The sequence below is a fragment of the Mesorhizobium sp. CA14 genome, assembly GCF_020165195.1.
Lineage (GTDB): Bacteria > Pseudomonadota > Alphaproteobacteria > Rhizobiales > Rhizobiaceae > Mesorhizobium.
The window spans coordinates 333782-352808 of the sequence record NZ_JAIUHR010000002.1 but is presented as its reverse complement, the minus strand read 5'-3'; the positions used below and the strand labels follow the sequence as shown (position 1 = coordinate 352808).

Annotated in this window: 17 protein-coding genes; all 17 read left to right on the top strand. The window is 63.9% G+C overall.

Going from position 1 to position 19027, the window contains the following annotated elements; translation table 11 throughout:
- The first annotated feature begins 6 nt into the window (after positions 1 to 6).
- The 17 genes from ybeY to LB565_RS03795 all read left to right on the top strand — a co-directional run bounded on the left by ybeY (position 7) and on the right by LB565_RS03795 (position 19003).
- Entirely contained in the window at positions 7 to 504 is a 498-nt protein-coding gene (gene ybeY / locus LB565_RS03875; RefSeq protein ID WP_224581835.1) for an rRNA maturation RNase YbeY, read from the top strand.
- A 27-nt stretch (positions 505 to 531) separates the two neighbouring features.
- Positions 532 to 1605, top strand: a complete 1074-nt coding sequence (locus tag LB565_RS03870; RefSeq protein WP_224581834.1) for a hemolysin family protein — start codon at positions 532 to 534, stop codon at positions 1603 to 1605.
- A gap of 12 nt (positions 1606 to 1617) precedes the next feature.
- On the top strand, positions 1618 to 2088 hold the full coding sequence (locus tag LB565_RS03865; protein ID WP_224581833.1) for a VOC family protein: 471 nt from the start codon (positions 1618 to 1620) through the stop codon (positions 2086 to 2088).
- Positions 2089 to 2185: 97 nt separating this feature from the next.
- Positions 2186 to 3772, top strand: a complete 1587-nt coding sequence (gene lnt, locus LB565_RS03860) for an apolipoprotein N-acyltransferase (protein WP_224581832.1) — start codon at positions 2186 to 2188, stop codon at positions 3770 to 3772.
- A 140-nt stretch (positions 3773 to 3912) separates the two neighbouring features.
- A complete protein-coding gene (locus LB565_RS03855) occupies positions 3913 to 4335 on the top strand; it encodes a helix-turn-helix domain-containing protein (protein WP_140545192.1) in 423 nt (140 codons plus the stop codon).
- A 168-nt stretch (positions 4336 to 4503) separates the two neighbouring features.
- On the top strand, positions 4504 to 5769 hold the full coding sequence (gene metK / locus LB565_RS03850; RefSeq protein WP_224581831.1) for a methionine adenosyltransferase: 1266 nt from the start codon (positions 4504 to 4506) through the stop codon (positions 5767 to 5769).
- Positions 5766 to 6476, top strand: coding sequence for a tRNA (guanine(46)-N(7))-methyltransferase TrmB (trmB, locus tag LB565_RS03845; RefSeq protein WP_224581942.1), 711 nt, complete (start codon positions 5766 to 5768; stop codon positions 6474 to 6476). Before metK ends, trmB begins: the two co-directional genes overlap by 4 nt.
- A gap of 153 nt (positions 6477 to 6629) precedes the next feature.
- Positions 6630 to 7262, top strand: coding sequence for a ribosome maturation factor RimP (rimP, locus tag LB565_RS03840; protein ID WP_224581830.1), 633 nt, complete (start codon positions 6630 to 6632; stop codon positions 7260 to 7262).
- Positions 7263 to 7308: 46 nt separating this feature from the next.
- Positions 7309 to 8904, top strand: coding sequence for a transcription termination factor NusA (gene nusA, locus LB565_RS03835; RefSeq protein ID WP_224581829.1), 1596 nt, complete (start codon positions 7309 to 7311; stop codon positions 8902 to 8904).
- A 32-nt stretch (positions 8905 to 8936) separates the two neighbouring features.
- Positions 8937 to 9587, top strand: coding sequence for an RNA-binding protein (locus tag LB565_RS03830; RefSeq protein ID WP_224514300.1), 651 nt, complete (start codon positions 8937 to 8939; stop codon positions 9585 to 9587).
- Positions 9584 to 12163 carry a translation initiation factor IF-2 gene (infB, locus tag LB565_RS03825; protein WP_224581828.1) on the top strand — a complete coding sequence of 860 codons (2580 nt, stop codon included), beginning with the start codon at positions 9584 to 9586 and terminating at the stop codon, positions 12161 to 12163. The genes LB565_RS03830 and infB overlap by 4 nt, the downstream gene beginning before the upstream one ends.
- Before the next feature lie 124 nt (positions 12164 to 12287).
- Complete coding sequence (rbfA, locus tag LB565_RS03820; RefSeq protein WP_224581827.1) at positions 12288 to 12698, top strand: 30S ribosome-binding factor RbfA; 411 nt, start codon at positions 12288 to 12290, stop codon at positions 12696 to 12698.
- A 5-nt stretch (positions 12699 to 12703) separates the two neighbouring features.
- Complete coding sequence (gene truB / locus LB565_RS03815; RefSeq protein WP_224581826.1) at positions 12704 to 13663, top strand: tRNA pseudouridine(55) synthase TruB; 960 nt, start codon at positions 12704 to 12706, stop codon at positions 13661 to 13663.
- A 46-nt stretch (positions 13664 to 13709) separates the two neighbouring features.
- Entirely contained in the window at positions 13710 to 14804 is a 1095-nt protein-coding gene (corA, locus tag LB565_RS03810; protein ID WP_224581825.1) for a magnesium/cobalt transporter CorA, read from the top strand.
- A 295-nt stretch (positions 14805 to 15099) separates the two neighbouring features.
- Positions 15100 to 15369, top strand: a complete 270-nt coding sequence (rpsO, locus tag LB565_RS03805; RefSeq protein ID WP_027165894.1) for a 30S ribosomal protein S15 — start codon at positions 15100 to 15102, stop codon at positions 15367 to 15369.
- Positions 15370 to 15749: 380 nt separating this feature from the next.
- The gene (pnp, locus tag LB565_RS03800; protein WP_224581824.1) at positions 15750 to 17900 is read left to right on the top strand and encodes a polyribonucleotide nucleotidyltransferase; all 2151 of its coding nucleotides are present in this window, start codon (positions 15750 to 15752) and stop codon (positions 17898 to 17900) included.
- Between the two features lie 92 nt (positions 17901 to 17992).
- Complete coding sequence (locus tag LB565_RS03795; RefSeq protein ID WP_224581823.1) at positions 17993 to 19003, top strand: class I SAM-dependent methyltransferase; 1011 nt, start codon at positions 17993 to 17995, stop codon at positions 19001 to 19003.
- The last annotated feature ends 24 nt before the right edge of the window (positions 19004 to 19027 follow it).

Genomic DNA, 19027 nt, shown 5'->3' with positions numbered 1-19027 from the left:
GGCCCTATGGCTCAAAGTCCGGAATTTGGCGGCGAGACGCCGATCGATATTGATATTTTCGTCGAGGCCGGCGACTGGCCTGCCGAAGCCGAGCTGACGCGTCTCGTCGACCGCGCCGTTGCGGCCGCCTTTGCCGAGACCGGCGCCGGCGGGGCGTCCGAGCTCAGCATCGTTTTTTCCGACGATGCCCATATCCAGACACTCAATGCCGGGTGGCGCGGCAAGGACAAGCCCACCAACGTCTTGTCTTTCCCGGCTTTTTCCTTCCCGAAAGGCGGCCGGCTGCCGCCGATGCTGGGCGATATCGTGCTCGCCTTCGAGACGGTGGCGCGCGAGGCCACCCTGGAAGACAAGCCGATTGCGAACCATATCAGCCATCTCGTCATCCATGGCCTGCTGCATCTCTTGGGCCATGATCACGAGACGGACGCCGAGGCGGAGGAGATGGAAGCGATCGAGCGCGCCGCGCTTGCGAGGCTTGCCATTCCCGATCCCTACGCGTAACAAAAAAGCTCAATTGACCCGATGGCGATGAACGACACCCCAGAAACTGCCGCCCGTCCGGACGCCGGCAGTGCTGCCAAACCTTCCGAAAAGACGGAAGAGGGCTCCAGTCCGAGTATTCCCACCGGCAGCGCGGCCGCCGAGCCGACGCATGCCGGTCCTTCCCTCTTCGATCGCGTGCTTGGCCTGTTCCGGCACCGCAACGGCACCAGCCTGCGCGAGGAGATCGCCGGCGCGCTTGCCGAAACGGCTACCGATGCCGAATCCTTCTCGCCCGGCGAACGCGCCATGCTCAACAACATCCTGCGCCTGCGCGAAGTGCGGGTCGAGGATGTCATGGTGCCGCGCGCCGATATCGAGGCGGTCGAGATCAACACGACGCTTGGCGACCTCCTCGGCCTTTTCGAGCAATCCGGCCATTCGCGCATGCCGGTCTATTCCGAGACATTGGACGATCCGCGCGGCATGGTCCACATTCGCGACGTGCTCGCCCACATCACCAAGGTCGCCCGCGTCAAGAAGGGCCGCACCAGAGCAAAGGCGCCGGTGACGACGGCGCTCGACCTCGCGCAGGTCGATCTCGCGCGCACCATTGGCGATCTCAATCTGATCCGCCAGGTGCTGTTCGTGCCGCCCTCGATGTTGGCCTCCGACCTGATGGGCCGCATGCAGACGACCCGCACGCAGATGGCGCTGGTCATCGACGAATATGGCGGCACCGACGGCCTCGCCTCGCTGGAAGACATCGTCGAGATGGTGGTCGGCGACATCGAGGACGAGCATGACGACGACGAGCCGATGATCACGCAGACCGGCGACGGCGTCTTCGTCGTCGACGGCAAGGCCGAGATCGACGAGGTCGCCAAGATGATCGGTGAGGATTTCGCCGCCGGCGAGCATGGCGAATATGTCGACACCATCGGCGGCATGATCTTCAACACGCTGGGACGTGTCCCGGCCAGGGGCGAGGTTGTGCAGGCCATTCCCGGCTTCGAGTTTCATGTGCTCGACGCCGACCCGCGCCGCGTCAAGCGCGTGCGCATCGTGCAGAGCCAGAAAGGCGAGCGACGCCGCCGCGCCGCGCGCACCGAGCAGGCCTGACACAGTCGCGACATGTCCGTCGACGATCCATTCAAGCATGCCGTTCTCGGCTCAGGCGTTTTCTATAAAGATCCGCGCGCCGCATTGACCTGGCTGCAGGCGGCTTTCGGCTTCGAGCCGAGCATGGTGGTGAGCGACGCCGACGGCCGGCTTGTCCATGCCGAAATGCGTTTCGGCGACGGCTACATCATCGTCGATTCCGAATGGGCCGGGCATGTCGCCAGCCCGGCCTCGGTCGGCGGCAAGAACACCCAAGCCGTCTATGTCCGTCTGCGGCAAGGTATCGACGCTCATTGCGAAAAGGCACGTGGGGCCGGCGCGGAAATTCTTCAAGAACCGACGGATCATTTCTACGGCGAGCGCCAATACCGCGCCCGCGATCCCGAGGGCCATGTCTGGACGTTCAGCCAGACCATGCGCGTGGTCCCGAAGGACGAGGCCGAGCGGCTGACTGGCTTGCGCATCGAAGGCTGGCACCGATAGCGCGACCATTTATCAGGCGACGCTTATCCGGGTTTGGATCGGGCGGCGCAGCCTGTTAAACCTCTAGCTCCCTGATTCGCGCGACTTGGGAAGCTTGATGCAGCGCTTTGCCGGCCGGATAATTCTGCTGTGGGGGTGGCGGCGGGCGCTGGTGGCCTTTGCCGCCGGGGCGCTGGCGGTGCTTGCCCAGGCGCCTTACGACTTCTTCGCCGTCTGCTTCGTCTCGTTCCCCGTCCTGGTCTGGCTGCTCGACGGCGCCACGGGTGAGGCATCCGATGGCTGGCTCAAGCGCCTGAGGCCGGCTTTCGCCACCGGCTGGTGGTTCGGCTTCGGTTATTTCCTCGCCGGCCTATGGTGGATCGGCCAGGCATTGCTGGTCGAGGCCGACAGCTTCGCTTGGGCCTTGCCCTTCGCCGTTGTCGGCATCCCCTTCGCGCTGGCCTTCTTCTATGGCTTTGCCACCGTGGTGGCGCGGCTGTTCTGGAGCAGCGATATCGGCCGCATCGCCGCTCTTGCCTTCGGCTTCGGTCTCGCCGAATGGCTGCGCGACTTCCTCTTCACCGGCTTTCCCTGGAACGCCGTCGGCTACGCGGCGATGCCGGTGCCGCTCCTGATGCAGAGCGTCTCGGTGACCGGGATGATCGGCATGAATGCGCTCGCCGTCTTCCTGTTTTCGCTTCCCGCGCTGGTCGCGGCGCGCCGGCATCTGAGGCTGGGTATCGCCCTCTTCGTCATCCTCGTCGCCGCCCATATCGGCTTCGGCTATTTCAGGCTCGTCACCCCGGTTGAAACGACACGCTCGATCGATGTCCGCATCGTCCAGCCCGCGGTCGATCTCAGCGAGAAGTGGGACGCTTCGGTGCGCGACCGCATCTTCGCAACTTTGCTGGGGATATCCGGGAAAGCGCCGGAAGAGGGGCATGCCAAGCCGCAGCTCATCCTGTGGCCGGAAACGTCGGTGCCGTTCCTCTTCACCGAGCGTCCGGACGCGCTGACGGCGCTGGGCGATATGCTGGCCGACGGCCAGATGCTGATTGCCGGTATCGTGCGCGAGGAGGGCGGATCGGCGAGTGGCGGCAGCCGCTATTACAATTCCGTTGTTGCGATCAACGATAAGGGCGAGATCGTCGATGCTGTCGACAAGGTGCATCTGGTGCCCTTCGGCGAGTATCTGCCCTTCGCCGGCCTTTTCGAACGCTTCGGTATCGGCCGGCTCGTTGCCGGACCGATGAATTTCGCCGCCGGCAACGAGCGGCATCCGATCGGCCTGCCGGGCGGCCTGCGCGCTGCTCCGTTCATCTGCTACGAGGTGATCTTTCCCGATCTCGTCGCCGTCGACTCCGCGTCGTCTGACGTAATTGTGAACGTCACCAACGACGCCTGGTTTGGCGACACGCCAGGCCCGTACCAGCACTTCAGGCAGGCCCAGATTCGCGCGGTGGAGAATGGAATGCCGCTGTTGCGCGCGGCCAACAACGGCATCTCCGCAGTCGTCGATTCACGAGGCCGCATCGTCGATGCGCTTGCCGTCGACGCGCGCGGCGCCATCGACGCGCATGTGCCGGTCTCTGGGCGTGCCTTCCTGTCTCCCGACCAGCGGCGCATTAACGGATTACTGATCATGTTGGTGTTTGCGCTGGCGGCCTTCACATGGAATGTAAGGCAGCGGCTACGGGTGAATTGACAGTCGGCACATTAGAAACTCATACTGTAACGCCTAAAATTTTCTCGAAGTCGGTTGGAGGGTTCTGTTGGGGCAGGTGGCTCCGGCTTCATATGGGCGGAACATAATAGAAAAAGCCGGAAAAATTCGGCGAGGAAAAAATGACAGAAGAGAACAAGAAGAAGCCGAATCCGATCGACATCCATGTCGGGAGTCGCATCCGGCTGCGTCGCAATATGCTTGGAATGAGCCAGGAAAAGCTCGGTGAAAATCTCGGCATCACCTTTCAGCAGATACAGAAGTACGAAAAGGGCACGAACAGGGTTGGCGCCAGTCGTCTGCAGGCGATCGCCTCCATCCTGAGCGTTCCCGTCGCCTTCTTTTTCGAGGATGCCCCGGGCGAGGAGCCCGCCGGCGGCACCAGGGGATTTGCCGAAGACTCCTCGATGGCTTTCGCCATTGAATTCTGCGGCAGTCCCGAAGGGCTTCAGCTCAACCGGGCTTTCGTCAAGATCGGCGACGTCAAGGTGCGCCGCCGCATCATCGATCTGGTGAAGGCGCTCTCCGCCGAAGACGCCGATTGATTTTTACCTGTGCCGCCGGCCGGCGCCTCGCCGCCGGTGGTATAGGCGGCCTTGCCTACATTCATGCCAGAACCGTCGCGCCGCTTGACGAGCGGCGCCCGGCACCGCTAACACGTGGCGCGCCAAAAATCGGCAGCCCTGCCGATCTTTTTTCAAGAGGGGACACCCGTGACGCGGCAGAATTATCTCTTCACCTCGGAATCCGTTTCCGAAGGTCATCCCGACAAAGTCTGTGACCGTATCTCCGACGAGATCGTGGATCTGGTCTATCGCGAAGCCAAGAAGGCGGGCATGGATCCGTGGAAGGTACGCGTCGCCTGCGAGACGCTGGCCACCACCAACCGCGTCGTCATCGCCGGCGAGGTCCGCGTTCCCGACACGCTTTTGAAGAAGGACAAGGCGGGCAACGTCCTCAAGGATGCGTCCGGCCACCCCGTGGTCAACCCGACCAAGTTCAAGTCTGTTGCCCGCAAGGCGATCCGCGAGATCGGCTACGAGCAGTCCGGCTTCCACTGGAAGACCGCCAAGATCGACGTGCTGCTGCATGGCCAGTCGCCCGACATCGGCCAGGGCGTCGACAACGCCGCCGACCGCCAGGGCGAGGAAGGTGCCGGCGACCAGGGCATCATGTTCGGCTACGCCTGCCGCGAGACGCCCGATCTGATGCCGGCGCCGATCTATTACAGCCACAAGATTCTCGAATTGCTGGCCGCGGCGCGCCATGAAGGCAATGGCGAGGCCGGCAAGCTCGGCCCGGACGCCAAGAGCCAGGTTACCGTGCGCTACGCCGATGGCAAGGCGGCGGAAGTCACGCAGATCGTGCTCTCCACCCAGCATCTCGATGCGAACTGGGACTCCAAGAAGGTCCGCAAGGTGGTCGAGCCCTATATTCGCGAGGCGCTTGGCGACTTGAAGATCGCCGAGGACTGCAACTGGTACATCAACCCGACCGGCAAGTTCGTCATCGGCGGGCCCGACGGCGATGCCGGCCTCACCGGCCGCAAGATCATCGTCGACACCTATGGCGGCGCGGCGCCGCATGGCGGCGGCGCCTTCTCGGGCAAGGACACCACCAAGGTCGACCGTTCGGCGGCCTATGCGGCCCGCTACCTCGCCAAGAACGTGGTGGCGGCCAAGCTTGCCGACCGCTGCACCATCCAGCTCTCCTACGCCATCGGCGTCGCCCAGCCCCTGTCGGTCTATGTCGACCTGCACGGCACCGGCAAGGTTGAGGAATCGAAGCTCGAAGAGGCGTTGCGCAAGGTGATGGATCTGTCGCCGTCGGGCATCCGCCGTCATCTCGATTTGAACAAGCCGATCTACGCAAAAACCTCGTCCTACGGCCATTTCGGCCGCAAGGCCGGCCGCGACGGCTCCTTCTCCTGGGAGAAGACCGATCTCGCCAAGGCGCTCAAGGACGCCGTCGCCGCCTGACGCCAGCGCACGCAAAGGACAGGCCGAGCCGGGCGACCGAAGGATTCTTTGGTCGCCGGCACGGCAAAACTATACGCCCACAGCAGGCGATTGCCCTCGAAAGCGGCTTGCGCGAATACCGGATCGACCTGACTGCGGAAGCGCCGGCCGATCTCAAGACCTTGTTCAAGGCAGAGGTTTCGGCGCTCCAGCTGGAAATCGGCTTCGGCGGCGGCGAGCATCTTCTGCACCGCGCCACGGAAGCGCCGCAGACCGGTTTCATCGGCGTCGAGCCCTTCGTCAACGGCATGGCCAAGATGATGACGGCGCTCGGCAAGTCGCCACTTGCCAATCTCAGGGTCTATGACGACGACGCCACGCGCCTGCTCGACTGGCTGCCGCCAGGCTCGCTCGACGGCATCGACCTGCTCTATCCCGATCCGTGGCCGAAGAAGAAGCACTGGAAGCGGCGCTTCGTCAGCGCCGCCAATCTCGGCCGATTTGCCCGGGTGCTGAAAGCCGGCGGCAGGTTCCGCTTCGCCTCCGATATCGACAGCTACGTCAACTGGACGCTGCTTGCCTGCCGGGATCACGGCGCCTTCGCGTGGCAGGCTGAAGAGGCCGCGGATTGGCATCAATCCTATGAGGGCTGGCCCGGCACGCGTTACGAGTCCAAGGCGATACGCGAGGGACGGCGGCCGGCCTATCTGACCTTCATCCGGAAATAGCCGGGCAGACCTCTGTGCCTGAAGGCTTGAAACGCCGGCGGCAATCGTCTATATCAGCCTCAAATTCTTGGTCGGTATGACGAAGAGTGGGTCCACCCGGTCCCGCTCTTTTTTATTACCCGCCGGCCGGAAGCCAAAAACGACAGGGATCTGATGACTGCAGCGGCAAGCGAGGCCGACGACCGTATCATCCGCGAAAGCGGCATCGATGCGCGCATTGCGCTGATCGTGCAGCCGGTGCTCAAGGCTATCGGCTTCCGCCTCGTGCGGGTCCAGTTGACCGGCCAGAACGGGTTGACGCTGCAGATCATGGCCGAACGTGAAGACGGCACCATGACCGTCGAGGATTGCGAAGAGGTCAGCCGCGCCGTGTCGCCGGCGCTCGATGTCGATGATCCGATCGAAAAGGCGTATCATCTCGAAGTGTCTTCGCCCGGTATCGACCGGCCGCTGGTGCGCAAATCGGATTTCACCGCCTGGACCGGCCATCTGGTCAAGCTGGAGACGTCGGTTCTCATTGGCAACCGCAAGCGTTTCAAGGGTAAGATCGCCGAGGCTGACGCCGACGGCATCCTGGTCGAGCGCGACAAGGCGGCCTATGGCGAGGAGCCGACGATGCGCGTGCCCTATGACGCGATCGCCGAGGCTCGGCTCGTGCTGACCGACGATCTCATCCGCGATGCCCTGTCGAAAGACAACCGGGCGCGCAAGGAAGCCAGGAAACGCCGCGGCGAAGCGCAAGACGCCGGCGCGGACGAAGAAAACGAAACCGAACAGGAAAGTTGATTGAGTAGCCGGGCCGTATGCCCGGCGCGAAATCGGGAGAAAGACAATGGTTGTAAGCGCCAACAGGCTTGAACTGCTGCAGATCGCCGACGCGGTCGCGCGTGAAAAGTCGATCGACAAGCAGATCGTCATCGCCGCCATGGCCGACGCGATCCAGAAGGCGGCGCGCTCCCGCTATGGCCAGGAGACCAACATCCGCGCCGACATCAACCCGAACACCGGCGAGATGAAGCTGCAGCGGCTGATGGAGGTGGTCGAGAAGGTCGAGGACTACGCGACGCAGATCGCGCTTTCAACGGCCCGCGAGCGCAATCCCGACGCCCAGCTCGGCGACTTCATCGCCGAGCAGCTGCCGCCCATGGATTTCGGCCGCATCGCCGCCCAGTCGGCCAAACAGGTCATCGTGCAGAAGGTGCGCGAGGCTGAGCGTGACCGCCAATATGATGAATACAAGGATCGCATCGGCGAGATCGTCAACGGCACCGTCAAGCGCGTCGAATACGGCAACGTCATCGTCGATCTCGGCCGCGGCGAGGCGATCATCCGGCGCGACGAGCTGATCCCGCGCGAGAATTACAAATATGGCGACCGCGTGCGGGCCTATGTCTATGACGTGCGACGCGAGCAGCGCGGCCCGCAGATCTTCCTGTCGCGCACCCATCCGCAGTTCATGGCCAAGCTCTTCACCATGGAAGTGCCGGAAATCTACGACGGCATCATCGAGATCAAGTCGGTCGCCCGCGATCCGGGCTCGCGCGCCAAGATCGCGGTCATCTCGCGCGATTCCTCGATCGATCCGGTCGGCGCCTGCGTCGGCATGCGCGGCAGCCGCGTCCAGGCGGTGGTCGGCGAGTTGCAGGGCGAGAAGATCGACATCATTCCGTGGTCGCCTTCGGCCGCTTCCTTCATCGTCAACGCGCTGCAGCCGGCCGAAGTCGCCAAGGTGGTGCTGGACGAGGATGCCGAGCGCATCGAGGTGGTGGTGCCGGACGACCAGCTGTCGCTGGCCATCGGTCGCCGTGGCCAGAACGTGCGCCTGGCCTCGCAGCTCACCGGCTGGGATATCGACATCCTGACCGAGCAGGAGGAGAGCGAGCGCCGCCAGAAGGAATTCGTCGAGCGTTCGGCGCTCTTCATGGAAGCTCTCGACGTCGACGAGATGGTCGGCCAGGTGCTCGCCTCCGAAGGCTTCACCAGCGTCGAAGAAGTCGCCTATGTCGATTCGGGCGAAATCTCCTCGATCGACGGCTTCGACGAGGACACCGCTTCGGAAATCCAGACCCGCGCCCGCGAATATCTGGAAAAGATCGAGGCCGAGCATGACGAAAAGCGCAAGGCGCTGGGCGTCAAGGACGAGCTGCGTGAGATCCCCGGCGTCACCACCGCCATGATGGTCACGCTCGGCGAGGACGGCGTGAAGACCATCGAGGACTTCGCCGGCTATGCCGCCGACGACCTGATCGGGTGGAAAGAGCGCAAGGACGGCGAGACCAAGGTCTATCCGGGCGTGCTCGCCAGCCACGGCGTCTCGCGCGCCGAGGCCGAGCAGATGGTGCTTGCCGCCCGCAAGCAGGCCGGCTGGATCACCGAGGAAGAGCTCGCCGCCGAAGAGACAGCGGCCGACGAAACCGTCGGTGCGTGAGGTGACCACCAATCGCAAAGCCCGTGGACGAGATGAACGATCGCACTTGCATCGTTACGCGCAGGCAGGCCGAAGCGGATGAACTGATCCGCTTCGTCGTCGGCCCGGATTCGGCCGTCGTTCCGGATATCAAGAGAAATCTGCCCGGCCGCGGTTGCTGGGTCACCGCCGATCGCCTACATATCGAGAAGGCAGCGGCGAAGAACCTGTTTGCCCGTGCTTTCAAGGCACAGGTGACCGTTCCGGCCGACATCGGCGCCATGGTCGACGGGCTGCTCTCCAGATCCGCTCTGGGCATGCTCGGCCTTGCTCGCAAGGCGGGCGCTGTCGTTCTTGGCGCCGCCAAGGTCGAGGGCGCGGTGCGCGACGGCCAGGCACTGCTTGTGCTGCATGCGACCGAGGCTTCGGACGATGGCGTCCGCAAGATCAGTCAGGCGCGGCGGGCAACCGTCCATCTCGGCGGCCCCGCCATCCTTGCCTACAAACTTTTCCCCGAGGCCGAGTTGAGCTTGGCATTGGGGGGTACAAATGTGATACATGCTGCCGTCCTCGCGCAGGACGCGGGACTGGCGGTTGAGAAGCGCGTTGTTGCGCTCGACCGATATCGGGGCGGTACCCCGAACGATCTGGCAATGCTTGCGGCCGTTGCTGACGAAGATGATGCCGCAGAGGATATGGAATGAGCGATACGAAATCGGGCGACGACAAGACGTTGAGTGTTACGCCGAAGAAGACCTTGACGCTGAAGCGTCCCGGCCTCGAGCAGGGCACCGTGCGCCAGAATTTTTCGCATGGCCGCACCAAGTCGGTCGTCGTGGAGACCAAGAAGCGCAAGTTCTCGCTGCCCGGCGACAAGCCGGAGCCGGTGGCGCCGTCCGTCTTCACGCCTAAGCCTGCCGCTGCTCCTGTCGCAGCAGCGCCTGCCGTGCAGGAAGCGCCCAAGGCGCCGACTCCGCCGCCGGAGCGTTCCGGCATGGTTCTGAACGAACTCTCGCGCGGCGAGATGGAAGCGCGCCGCAAGGCGCTGGAAGGCTCCAAGGCCCGCGAGGCCGAGGATCGCCTGCGCGCTCAGGAAGATGCCAAGCGCCGCGCCGAGGAAGAGGAACGCCGCAAGCGCGAGCGTGACGAATCCGCGCGCCGTCAGGCCGAGGAAGAAGCGCGCCTGCAGGCCGAGGCCGAATCCCGCCGCCGTGCCGAGGAGGAGGCTCGCCGGCGCGCGCCGCAGGCCGCCGACGTCGCCACGGCCGATGACGAGGAAGAGGCGAAGCCCAGGCGCACCGGTACCGGTGGCGCAGCCAGCGCGCCGCCGCGCCGTCTTGCGACGCCCGAAGTGGCTCGCCCGGCCAAGCCGACCAAGGGCGAGGAAGATCGCCGCCGCGGCAAGCTGACGCTGAACTCGGCGCTGTCGGATGATGACGCGCGTGCCCGCTCGCTGTCGTCGATGCGTCGCCGCCAGGAAAAATTCAAACGCGCGCTTCATAATGAGCCGCGCGAGAAAGTCATGCGCGAAGTGATCCTGCCCGAAACCATCACCATCCAGGAACTGGCGCAGCGCATGTCCGAGCGCGCCGTGGACGTGGTCAAGTTCTTCATGAAGCAGGGCCAGATCCTGAAGCCGGGCGATGTCATCGACGCCGACACGGCCGAGCTGGTGGCTTCCGAATTCGGCCACACCGTCCGCCGCGTCGCCGAGTCCGACATCGAGGAAGGCCTGTTCAACATCGCCGACCGCCCGGAGGACCTTGTGTCGCGTCCGCCGGTCGTGACCATCATGGGCCATGTCGACCACGGCAAGACCTCGCTGCTCGACGCCATCCGCAACGCCAATGTCGTCTCCGGCGAGGCCGGCGGCATCACCCAGCACATCGGTGCCTATCAGATCGAGAAGAACGGTCAGAAGATCACCTTCATCGACACGCCCGGCCACGCCGCCTTCACGGCCATGCGCGCCCGCGGCGCCCAGGTCACCGACATCGCGGTGCTGGTGGTGGCGGCCGACGACAGCGTGATGCCGCAGACGATCGAATCGATCAACCATGCCAAGGCGGCCGGCGTGCCGATCATCGTGGCGATCAACAAGATCGACAAGCGCGACGCCGACCCGCAGAAGGTGCGGACCGAGCTGCTGCGCCACGAAGTGTTCGTGGAATCGATGGGCGGCGAGGTGCTGGACGTCGAGGTTTCGGCGACCAAGGGCATCAATCTCGACAAGCTGCTGGAAGCTATCCTGCTGCAGGCCGAAGTCCTCGACCTCAAGGCCAACCCGGACCGCACCGCCGAAGGCGCGGTCATCGAGGCGCAGCTGGACAAGGGCCGTGGCCCGGTCGCCACCGTGCTGGTGCAGACCGGCACGCTGATGCCGGGCGACATCATCGTCGCCGGCAACGAGTGGGGCCGTGTGCGTGCGCTTGTCAACGATCGCGGTGAGCATGTGCCGGAAGCACCGCCGGCAATGCCGGTCGAGGTGCTCGGCCTCCAGGGCACGCCCCAGGCAGGCGACCGCTTCGCCGTCGTCAACAACGAGGCCCGCGCCCGTGAGATCACCGAGTATCGTCAGCGCCTGGCGCGCGACAAGGCGGTGGCCAGGCATGCCGGCCAGCGCGGCTCGCTGGAGCAGATGATGTCGCAGTTGCAGACGAGCGGGCTGAAGGAATTCCCGCTGGTCATCAAAGGCGACGTGCAGGGCTCCATCGAGGCGATCAATGCCGCTCTCGAAAAGCTCGGCAACGACGAGGTCAGGGTGCGGATCGTCCATTCGGGCGCCGGCGGCATCACCGAAAGCGATGTCTCGCTGGCCGAGACGTCCGGTGCGGCGATCATCGGCTTCAACGTCCGCGCCAACGCGCAGGCGCGCACCGCGGCGGCTGCCGCGGGCATCGAGATCCGCTACTACTCGATCATCTACAACCTCGTCGACGACGTGAAGGCGGCCCTTTCCGGCATGCTTTCGCCGGAGCGGCGCGAGACCTTCATCGGCAATGCCGAGATCCTCGAGATTTTCGACATCTCGAAGATCGGCAAGATCGCCGGCTGCCGCGTCACCGAAGGCAAGGTCGAGCGTGGCGCGGGCGTGCGCCTGATCCGCGACAACGTCGTCGTCCACGAAGGCACGCTGAAGACGCTCAAGCGCTTCAAGGACGAGGTTTCGGAAGTGCCCGGCGGCCAGGAATGCGGCATGGCCTTCCAGAACTACGAGGACATGCGCGTCGGTGACATCATCGAGTGCTTCCGCGTCGAGATGGTGAGCAGGACGCTCTAAATTCGGGTATACTTGCCGAAATGAAACGGGCGGCTGCCGCAAGGCTGCCGCCCCGGCCGCTCATGCATTTGAGACATGCGGCGTGGTCCCAGCCCGCGCTCCACGATTTCAGGACCCAGGAAAAATGCCCCGTTCGACAACATCAGGCCCCTCCCAGCGCATGCTGCGCGTCGGCGAGCAGGTGCGCCATGCCCTTTCCGAGACCTTGCAGCGCGGCGAGATCATCGATCCGGTGATCGAGAACAGCGTCGTCTCGGTCTCCGAGGTGCGCATGTCGCCCGATCTCAAGATCGCCACCGCCTTCGTCTCGCCGCTTGGCGCGGCCGATACGGGCGTCGTGGTCGAGGCGCTCAACAAGCACGCGAAATTCATCCGCGGCCGCGTCTCCGGCGCGCTCAGGCAGATGAAGTACATGCCGGAGTTCCGCTTCCGGCTCGACACGTCCTTCGACAATTTCGCGAAGATCAACGAACTGCTGAAATCGCCCGAAGTCGCGCGCGATCTCGACGATGGCAAGAACAACGACAAGGACTAGGAATAGTGGCGCGTCGCGGCAAGAAGAAGGGGCGGCCGGTCTCCGGCTGGGTGGTGCTGGACAAGCCGGTCGGCATGGGCTCGACCGAGGCCGTGTCCAAGATCAAATGGCTGTTCCAGGCCGAGAAGGCCGGCCATGCCGGCACGCTCGATCCGCTCGCCTCCGGCATGCTGCCGATCGCGCTCGGCGAGGCGACCAAGACCGTTCCCTATGTGCAGGACGGCGCCAAGGTCTACCGCTTCACCGTTGCCTGGGGCGAGGAGCGCTCGACCGACGACCTCGAAGGCCCGGTCACCAAAAGTTCCGACCGTCGCCCGTCCGAGGCTGAAGTGCAGGCGCTGCTGCCGAACTACACCGGCGTCATCATGCAGACGCCGCCACAATTCTCGGCCATCAAGATTGCCGGCGAGCGCGCCTACGATCTCGCTCGCGACGGCGAGACGGTCGAGATACCCGAGCGGGAAATTGAAATCGGCTGTCTCGACATCGTCGAGCATGGTGCCCACAGAACCGTCTTCGAGGTCGAATGCGGCAAGGGCACCTATGTGCGCTCGCTGGCCCGCGACATGGGTCGCGATCTCGGCTGCTTCGGCCACATCGCCGAACTGCGCCGCGTAGAGGTCGAGCCGTTCACGCCGGAGGATTTCGTCACGGTTGCCGAGCTGGAATCAGCCCGCTTTGGCGACAAGACAGAAGCGGCCCCGGACGAAGCGGAGGCACCGATCGATTTCAGCGCCATCGACGCGCTGCTGGTCGAAACGGCGGTAGCGCTCGACTGCCTGCCGCAGGTCGCCGTCAGCGACGACGCGGCAACGAAGATCCGCCTCGGCAATCCCGTCATCATTCGCGGTCGCGATGCGCCGGTCGAGGCCGAGGAGGCTTGCGCCACAGCGCGCGGCAAGCTCGTCGCCATCGGCGCCATCGAGCAGGGTATGTTCAAGCCCAAGCGGGTCTTTGCCGGGTGAATCCGGTCGTCTAAGCTCCGCTGAGTGCCGATACTTCAGGGATCTCATGGCCAAGGCTGACACTGGCAAGAAGCGGGCGCCGCTGAAAACCCGTCGACCACCGGTCGGCGCGTCGCCCGGCACGCTTATCGCCGATCCGGCGGCGCGGCGAAGCGAGCTTCGGCTGACGCTGATCTCGCCCCAGAAATACGAAACCATCGACAATGCCTCGATCGACGATCTCAACACCCATTGCCAGAAATGGCCTGCCGTGTGGCTGGATTGCACGGGGCTCGCCAACATCCCGCTGATCGAGGAGATCGGCCGCATCTTCAACCTGCACCCGCTGGCGCTGGAGGATGTCGTCAACACCGGGCAGCGGCCCAAGGTGGATTTCTACGAGAATCATGCCTTCGTCGTCATGCGCATGATCGACGACGTCACCTCGCACCGCTACGAGCAGATCGCGCTGTTCTTCGGCGGCAATTTCGTCGTCACCTTCCAGGAACGCGAGGGCGATCCGTTCGATCCGGTACGCAAGCGCATTGCCGGCGCGATGCCCAACCGGCTGCGTTCGCGCGGCGCCGACTATCTCGCCTATGCGCTGATCGATGCTATCGTCGACAGCTATTTCCCGCCCATCGAGGCGGCGAGCGAAACGGTCGACGGCATCGAGGACGAGATGCTGGACAAGCCGCACAAGCATCAGATGCGGCAGCTGCATGAACTGAGGCGCGACGCCAATGTGCTGAAAGGCGTTCTGTGGCCGATGCGCGACGCGCTGGCGACGCTGATCCGCAACGACGTGCCCTTCGTGAAGGCCGAGACCAAGATCTTCTTCAATGACACGCTCGATCATTCGCTGCGCCTGATCGAGCTGGTCGAGAACCAGCGCGACATGCTCACCGGCCTGATCGAGATGCATGTCTCGCTGACCCAGGCCCGCACCAACGACGTCATTTCCTACCTGACCATCGTCTCGGTAATCTTCATGCCGCTGACTTTCCTGGTCGGCGTCTGGGGCATGAATTTCGATCCGCAAAGCTCGCCCTGGAACATGCCCGAGCTGAAAGCCTATTACGGCTATCCCGCCTCGCTCATGTTCATGGGGATCGTTGCGGTCGGTCTGATTGCGTTCTTCAAATGGAAGAAGTGGCTCTAAAGCGCGTCGCGATGAAACGGATTCAGGCTACGCGCTTTAGGCCTTTGTTTTGATGCATGTCGTTTCCCCAGGACCGCTGCACGCTTCTGGGCGACATGCATTAGCCTTTGAATTCGCCTGTTTTCGCAACCGGAACCTGCGACAAGCCGGCTTGACAATTGGGCTGGTGTTTTTTCCGGAATTGCACTATATGCGCCGCAGCTTCGCGCCCTGACGCGTCGCTTGCACTGGCCTCTGCTGGACGACATCCCGGCTGAAGGCGTCCCGTTTCCTCCAACAGATAAGGAAAAGCACGATGTCGATCACTGCCGATCGCAAGAAGGAATTGATGACCGAATTCGCAACCGCCAAGGGCGACACCGGATCTCCGGAAGTCCAGGTTGCCATCCTTTCCGAGCGCATCAAGAACCTGACCGAGCACTTCAAGGATCACAAGAAGGATAACCATTCCCGCCGTGGTCTGCTTGCTCTGGTCTCCCAGCGCCGCAGCCTGCTTGACTACCTCAAGCGCAAGGATGACGCGCGCTATCAGACGCTGATCGACAAGCTCGGTCTGCGTCGCTGACGAATTGACCGGCGGGCTCTCGAAGGGGGCCCGCCGGTCGCGCATTGGCGCATCGGATGGTCCGGTGCGATAATGCCTGAGCGCGATGCGCTCTCCAAATCTGCATTCGCGCAGGGCGCGTTCTGGAAACAGCGGTTTCCGGCGTCATGCGCAAAGCCGGCCGATCAAACGGCCAAACCCGGTTCCGGACGTGCAGAGGGCCATTCGGAACCGCCCATGGACGGTCATGGGGCAGGATTGCAGGGTGCTCGCTTGGCTCATGAGCCGGATTTGATCGAGCACCCCGTTGTCTTGCCCGTGGCTGCCCGAAGGAAGCCAGGGAAGGGAGAACCCGTAGCCGTTAGGACGGCGCGGCCCTTTCCGCATATGAAGGACAAGACATGTTCAATCAACACAAAGTAGAAATCGAATGGGGCGGCCGTCCGCTCATCCTGGAAACGGGCAAGATCGCGCGCCAGGCCGACGGCGCGGTGCTCGCCACCTATGGCGAGACCGTCGTTCTGGCCACCGTCGTTTCGATGAAGGAGCCGAAGCCAGGCCTCGATTTCTTCCCGCTTACCGTCAACTACCAGGAAAAGACCTATGCCGCCGGCAAGATCCCGGGCGGCTACTTCAAGCGCGAGGGTCGTCCGAGCGAGAAGGAAACGCTGGTTTCCCGCCTGATCGACCGTCCGATCCGCCCGCTTTTCGCCGACGGCTACAAGAACGACACCCAGATCGTCGTCACCGTCGTGCAGCATGACCTCGAGAACGATCCCGACATCCTGTCGATCGTCGCCACTTCCGCCGCGCTCACGCTTTCGGGCGTGCCCTTCATGGGCCCGATCGGCGGCGCCCGCGTCGGCTACATCAACGGCGAATATGTGCTCAACCCGCACATCGACGAGATGCAGGAATCCAAGCTCGACCTCGTCGTCGCCGGCACCGGCGATGCCGTGCTGATGGTCGAATCCGAGGCCAAGGAACTCTCCGAGGATCTGATGCTCGGCGCCGTCATGTTCGGCCACAAGAGCTTCCAGCCGGTGATCGAGGCGATCATCAAGCTGGCAGAGGTCGCCGCCAAGGAGCCGCGCGACTTCACCGCGCCGGATTATTCCGCGCTCGAAGCCGAGATGCTGAAGGTGGTCGGCGACGAGCTTCGCGAGGCCTACAAGATCACCGACAAGCAGTCGCGCTATGCCGCGGTCGACGCCGTCAAGGCGAAGGTCAAGGCCGCGTTCGCTCCGGCCGAGGGCGAGGAAGCCAAGTACACTTCCGAGCAGATCGGCAGCGTCTTCAAGGAGCTCCAGGCCAAAGTCGTGCGCTGGAACATCCTCGACACCGGCTCGCGCATCGACGGCCGCGATCTCAAGACCGTGCGCAAGATCGTCTCCGAGGTCGGCGTTCTGCCGCGCACCCATGGTTCGGCGCTGTTCACCCGCGGCGAGACCCAGGCGCTGGTCGTCGCCACGCTGGGCACCGGCGAGGACGAGCAGTATGTCGATTCACTGACCGGCATGTACAAGGAGAAGTTCCTTCTCCATTACAACTTCCCGCCCTACTCGGTCGGCGAAACCGGCCGCATGGGTTCGCCGGGCCGTCGCGAGATCGGCCATGGCAAGCTCGCCTGGCGCGCCATCCGCCCGATGCTGCCCAGCGCCGACCAGTTCCCCTACACGCTGCGTGTCGTCTCCGAGATCACGGAGTCTAACGGTTCGTCGTCAATGGCGACCGTCTGCGGCACCTCGCTGGCTCTGATGGATGCCGGCGTGCCGCTGGCCAAGCCGGTTGCCGGCATCGCCATGGGCTTGATCAAGGAAGGCGAGCGTTTCGCGGTGCTCTCCGACATCCTGGGCGATGAGGACCATCTCGGCGATATGGACTTCAAGGTCGCCGGGACCGCCAACGGTGTCACCTCGCTGCAGATGGACATCAAGATCGAGGGCATCACCCAGGAAATCATGGGCATCGCGCTTGCCCAGGCCAAGGACGGCCGCCTGCATATCCTGGGCGAGATGGCGCATGCGATCTCCGGCGCCCGCGCCGAGCTCGGCGAGTTCGCGCCGCGCATCGAGGTCATGCATATCCCGACCGACAAGATTCGCGACGTCATCGGCTCCGGCGGCAAGGTGATCCGCGAGATCGTCGAGAAGACCGGCGCCAAGATCAACATCGAGGACGACGGCACGGTCAAGATCGCTTCGGCGAACGCCAAGGAGATCGAGGCGGCGAAGAAGTGGATCCACACCATTGTCGCCGAGCCGGAAGTCGGCGAGATCTACGAAGGCACCGTCGTCAAGACGGCCGACTTCGGCGCGTTCGTCAACTTCTTCGGCCCTCGCGACGGTCTCGTCCACATCTCGCAGCTCGCCAATGAGCGCGTCGCCAAGACCTCCGACGTCGTCAAGGAAGGCGACAAGGTTTGGGTCAAGCTGATGGGCTTCGACGAGCGCGGCAAGGTGCGCCTGTCGATGAAGGTCGTCGACCAGGCGACCGGCAAGGAAATCGTCCAGGACAAGAAGAAGTCGGACGGCGAGGAAGACGCCGCCTGATCGGTTTGACCGGATAATTCAAGACGGGCGCGCCGCGAGGTCGCGCCCGTTTTGTTTCAGGGCACTGCAAAGAGTTCTACGGAGCAAGGTGAATGGCCGCGGAGCCGCTGAAGACACTGTTCTACCCGTTCGAGGCCGAGGCGCTGCCTCTGCCCAGAAAGGATGCCCGCGTCCTTTTTCTCGGCGCGGAGCCCGGCTTCCGTTTGCCCGCCGGCTTCGACGCGGCGCTGCATCTCGTGCAAGGCTTTCGGCCACATTTTCGGGCCTTGCAGGCGTCGGGCTACACTGTCACGCCGCGCGTGGAAGGTTCCGGCTTCGACATGGCCCTGGTGCTTGCGGGCCGCCATCGCGGCCAGAATGAGCGGCGCATAGCCGAGGCCATCGAGCGTGTGGCGCCGGGTGGATTGGTTGTCATTGCCGGTGGCAAGGAAGACGGCATCGACAGCTTGCGAAAGCGGATCGACGCGCTGGCGCCGCTCGAAGGCCATCTGCCCAAGCACCACGGCGTTGCTTTCTGGTTGCGGCGGACCGGCTCGGAGGCGGCCGCGACGCTGCGCTTCGGCAACCCCGATTTTGTCCTTGAGGGCGGCTTCAAAACCCAGCCTGGCATGTTCTCCTTCGATCGGATCGATGCCGGTTCGAAACTGTTGGCCGCGAACTTACCTCACGATCTCAAAGGCAATGTCGCCGACTTCTGCGCTGGATGGGGATATCTTTCGGCGGAGGTCGGGCAGCGCTCGCAGCGTCTCTCAGCGCTCGATCTCTATGAAGCGGATTTCGAGGCCCTAGAAGCAGCCAGGCTGAACGTCTACGGGGATGCCATCGAGCCGCGCTTCTTCTGGATCGATCTGCTCACCGAGGCAGTCGAGCGGCGCTATGACGCGATCGTCATGAACCCGCCATTCCACAGCGGCCGTGCCGCCGAGCCGGACATCGGCGCCGGCATGATCCGCGCCGCGTCGAAGGCGCTGAAGCCGGGCGGCCGCCTATTCATGGTAGCCAATCGCCAGCTTCCTTACGAACAGGTGCTCTCGGCGGCCTTTGCCAGCCATGCCGAGATTGCCCGCGACGGCATGTTCAAGGTGTTTTCGGCGCGCCGCTGAAGCAATTCCAGTGAAGCGGTTTCC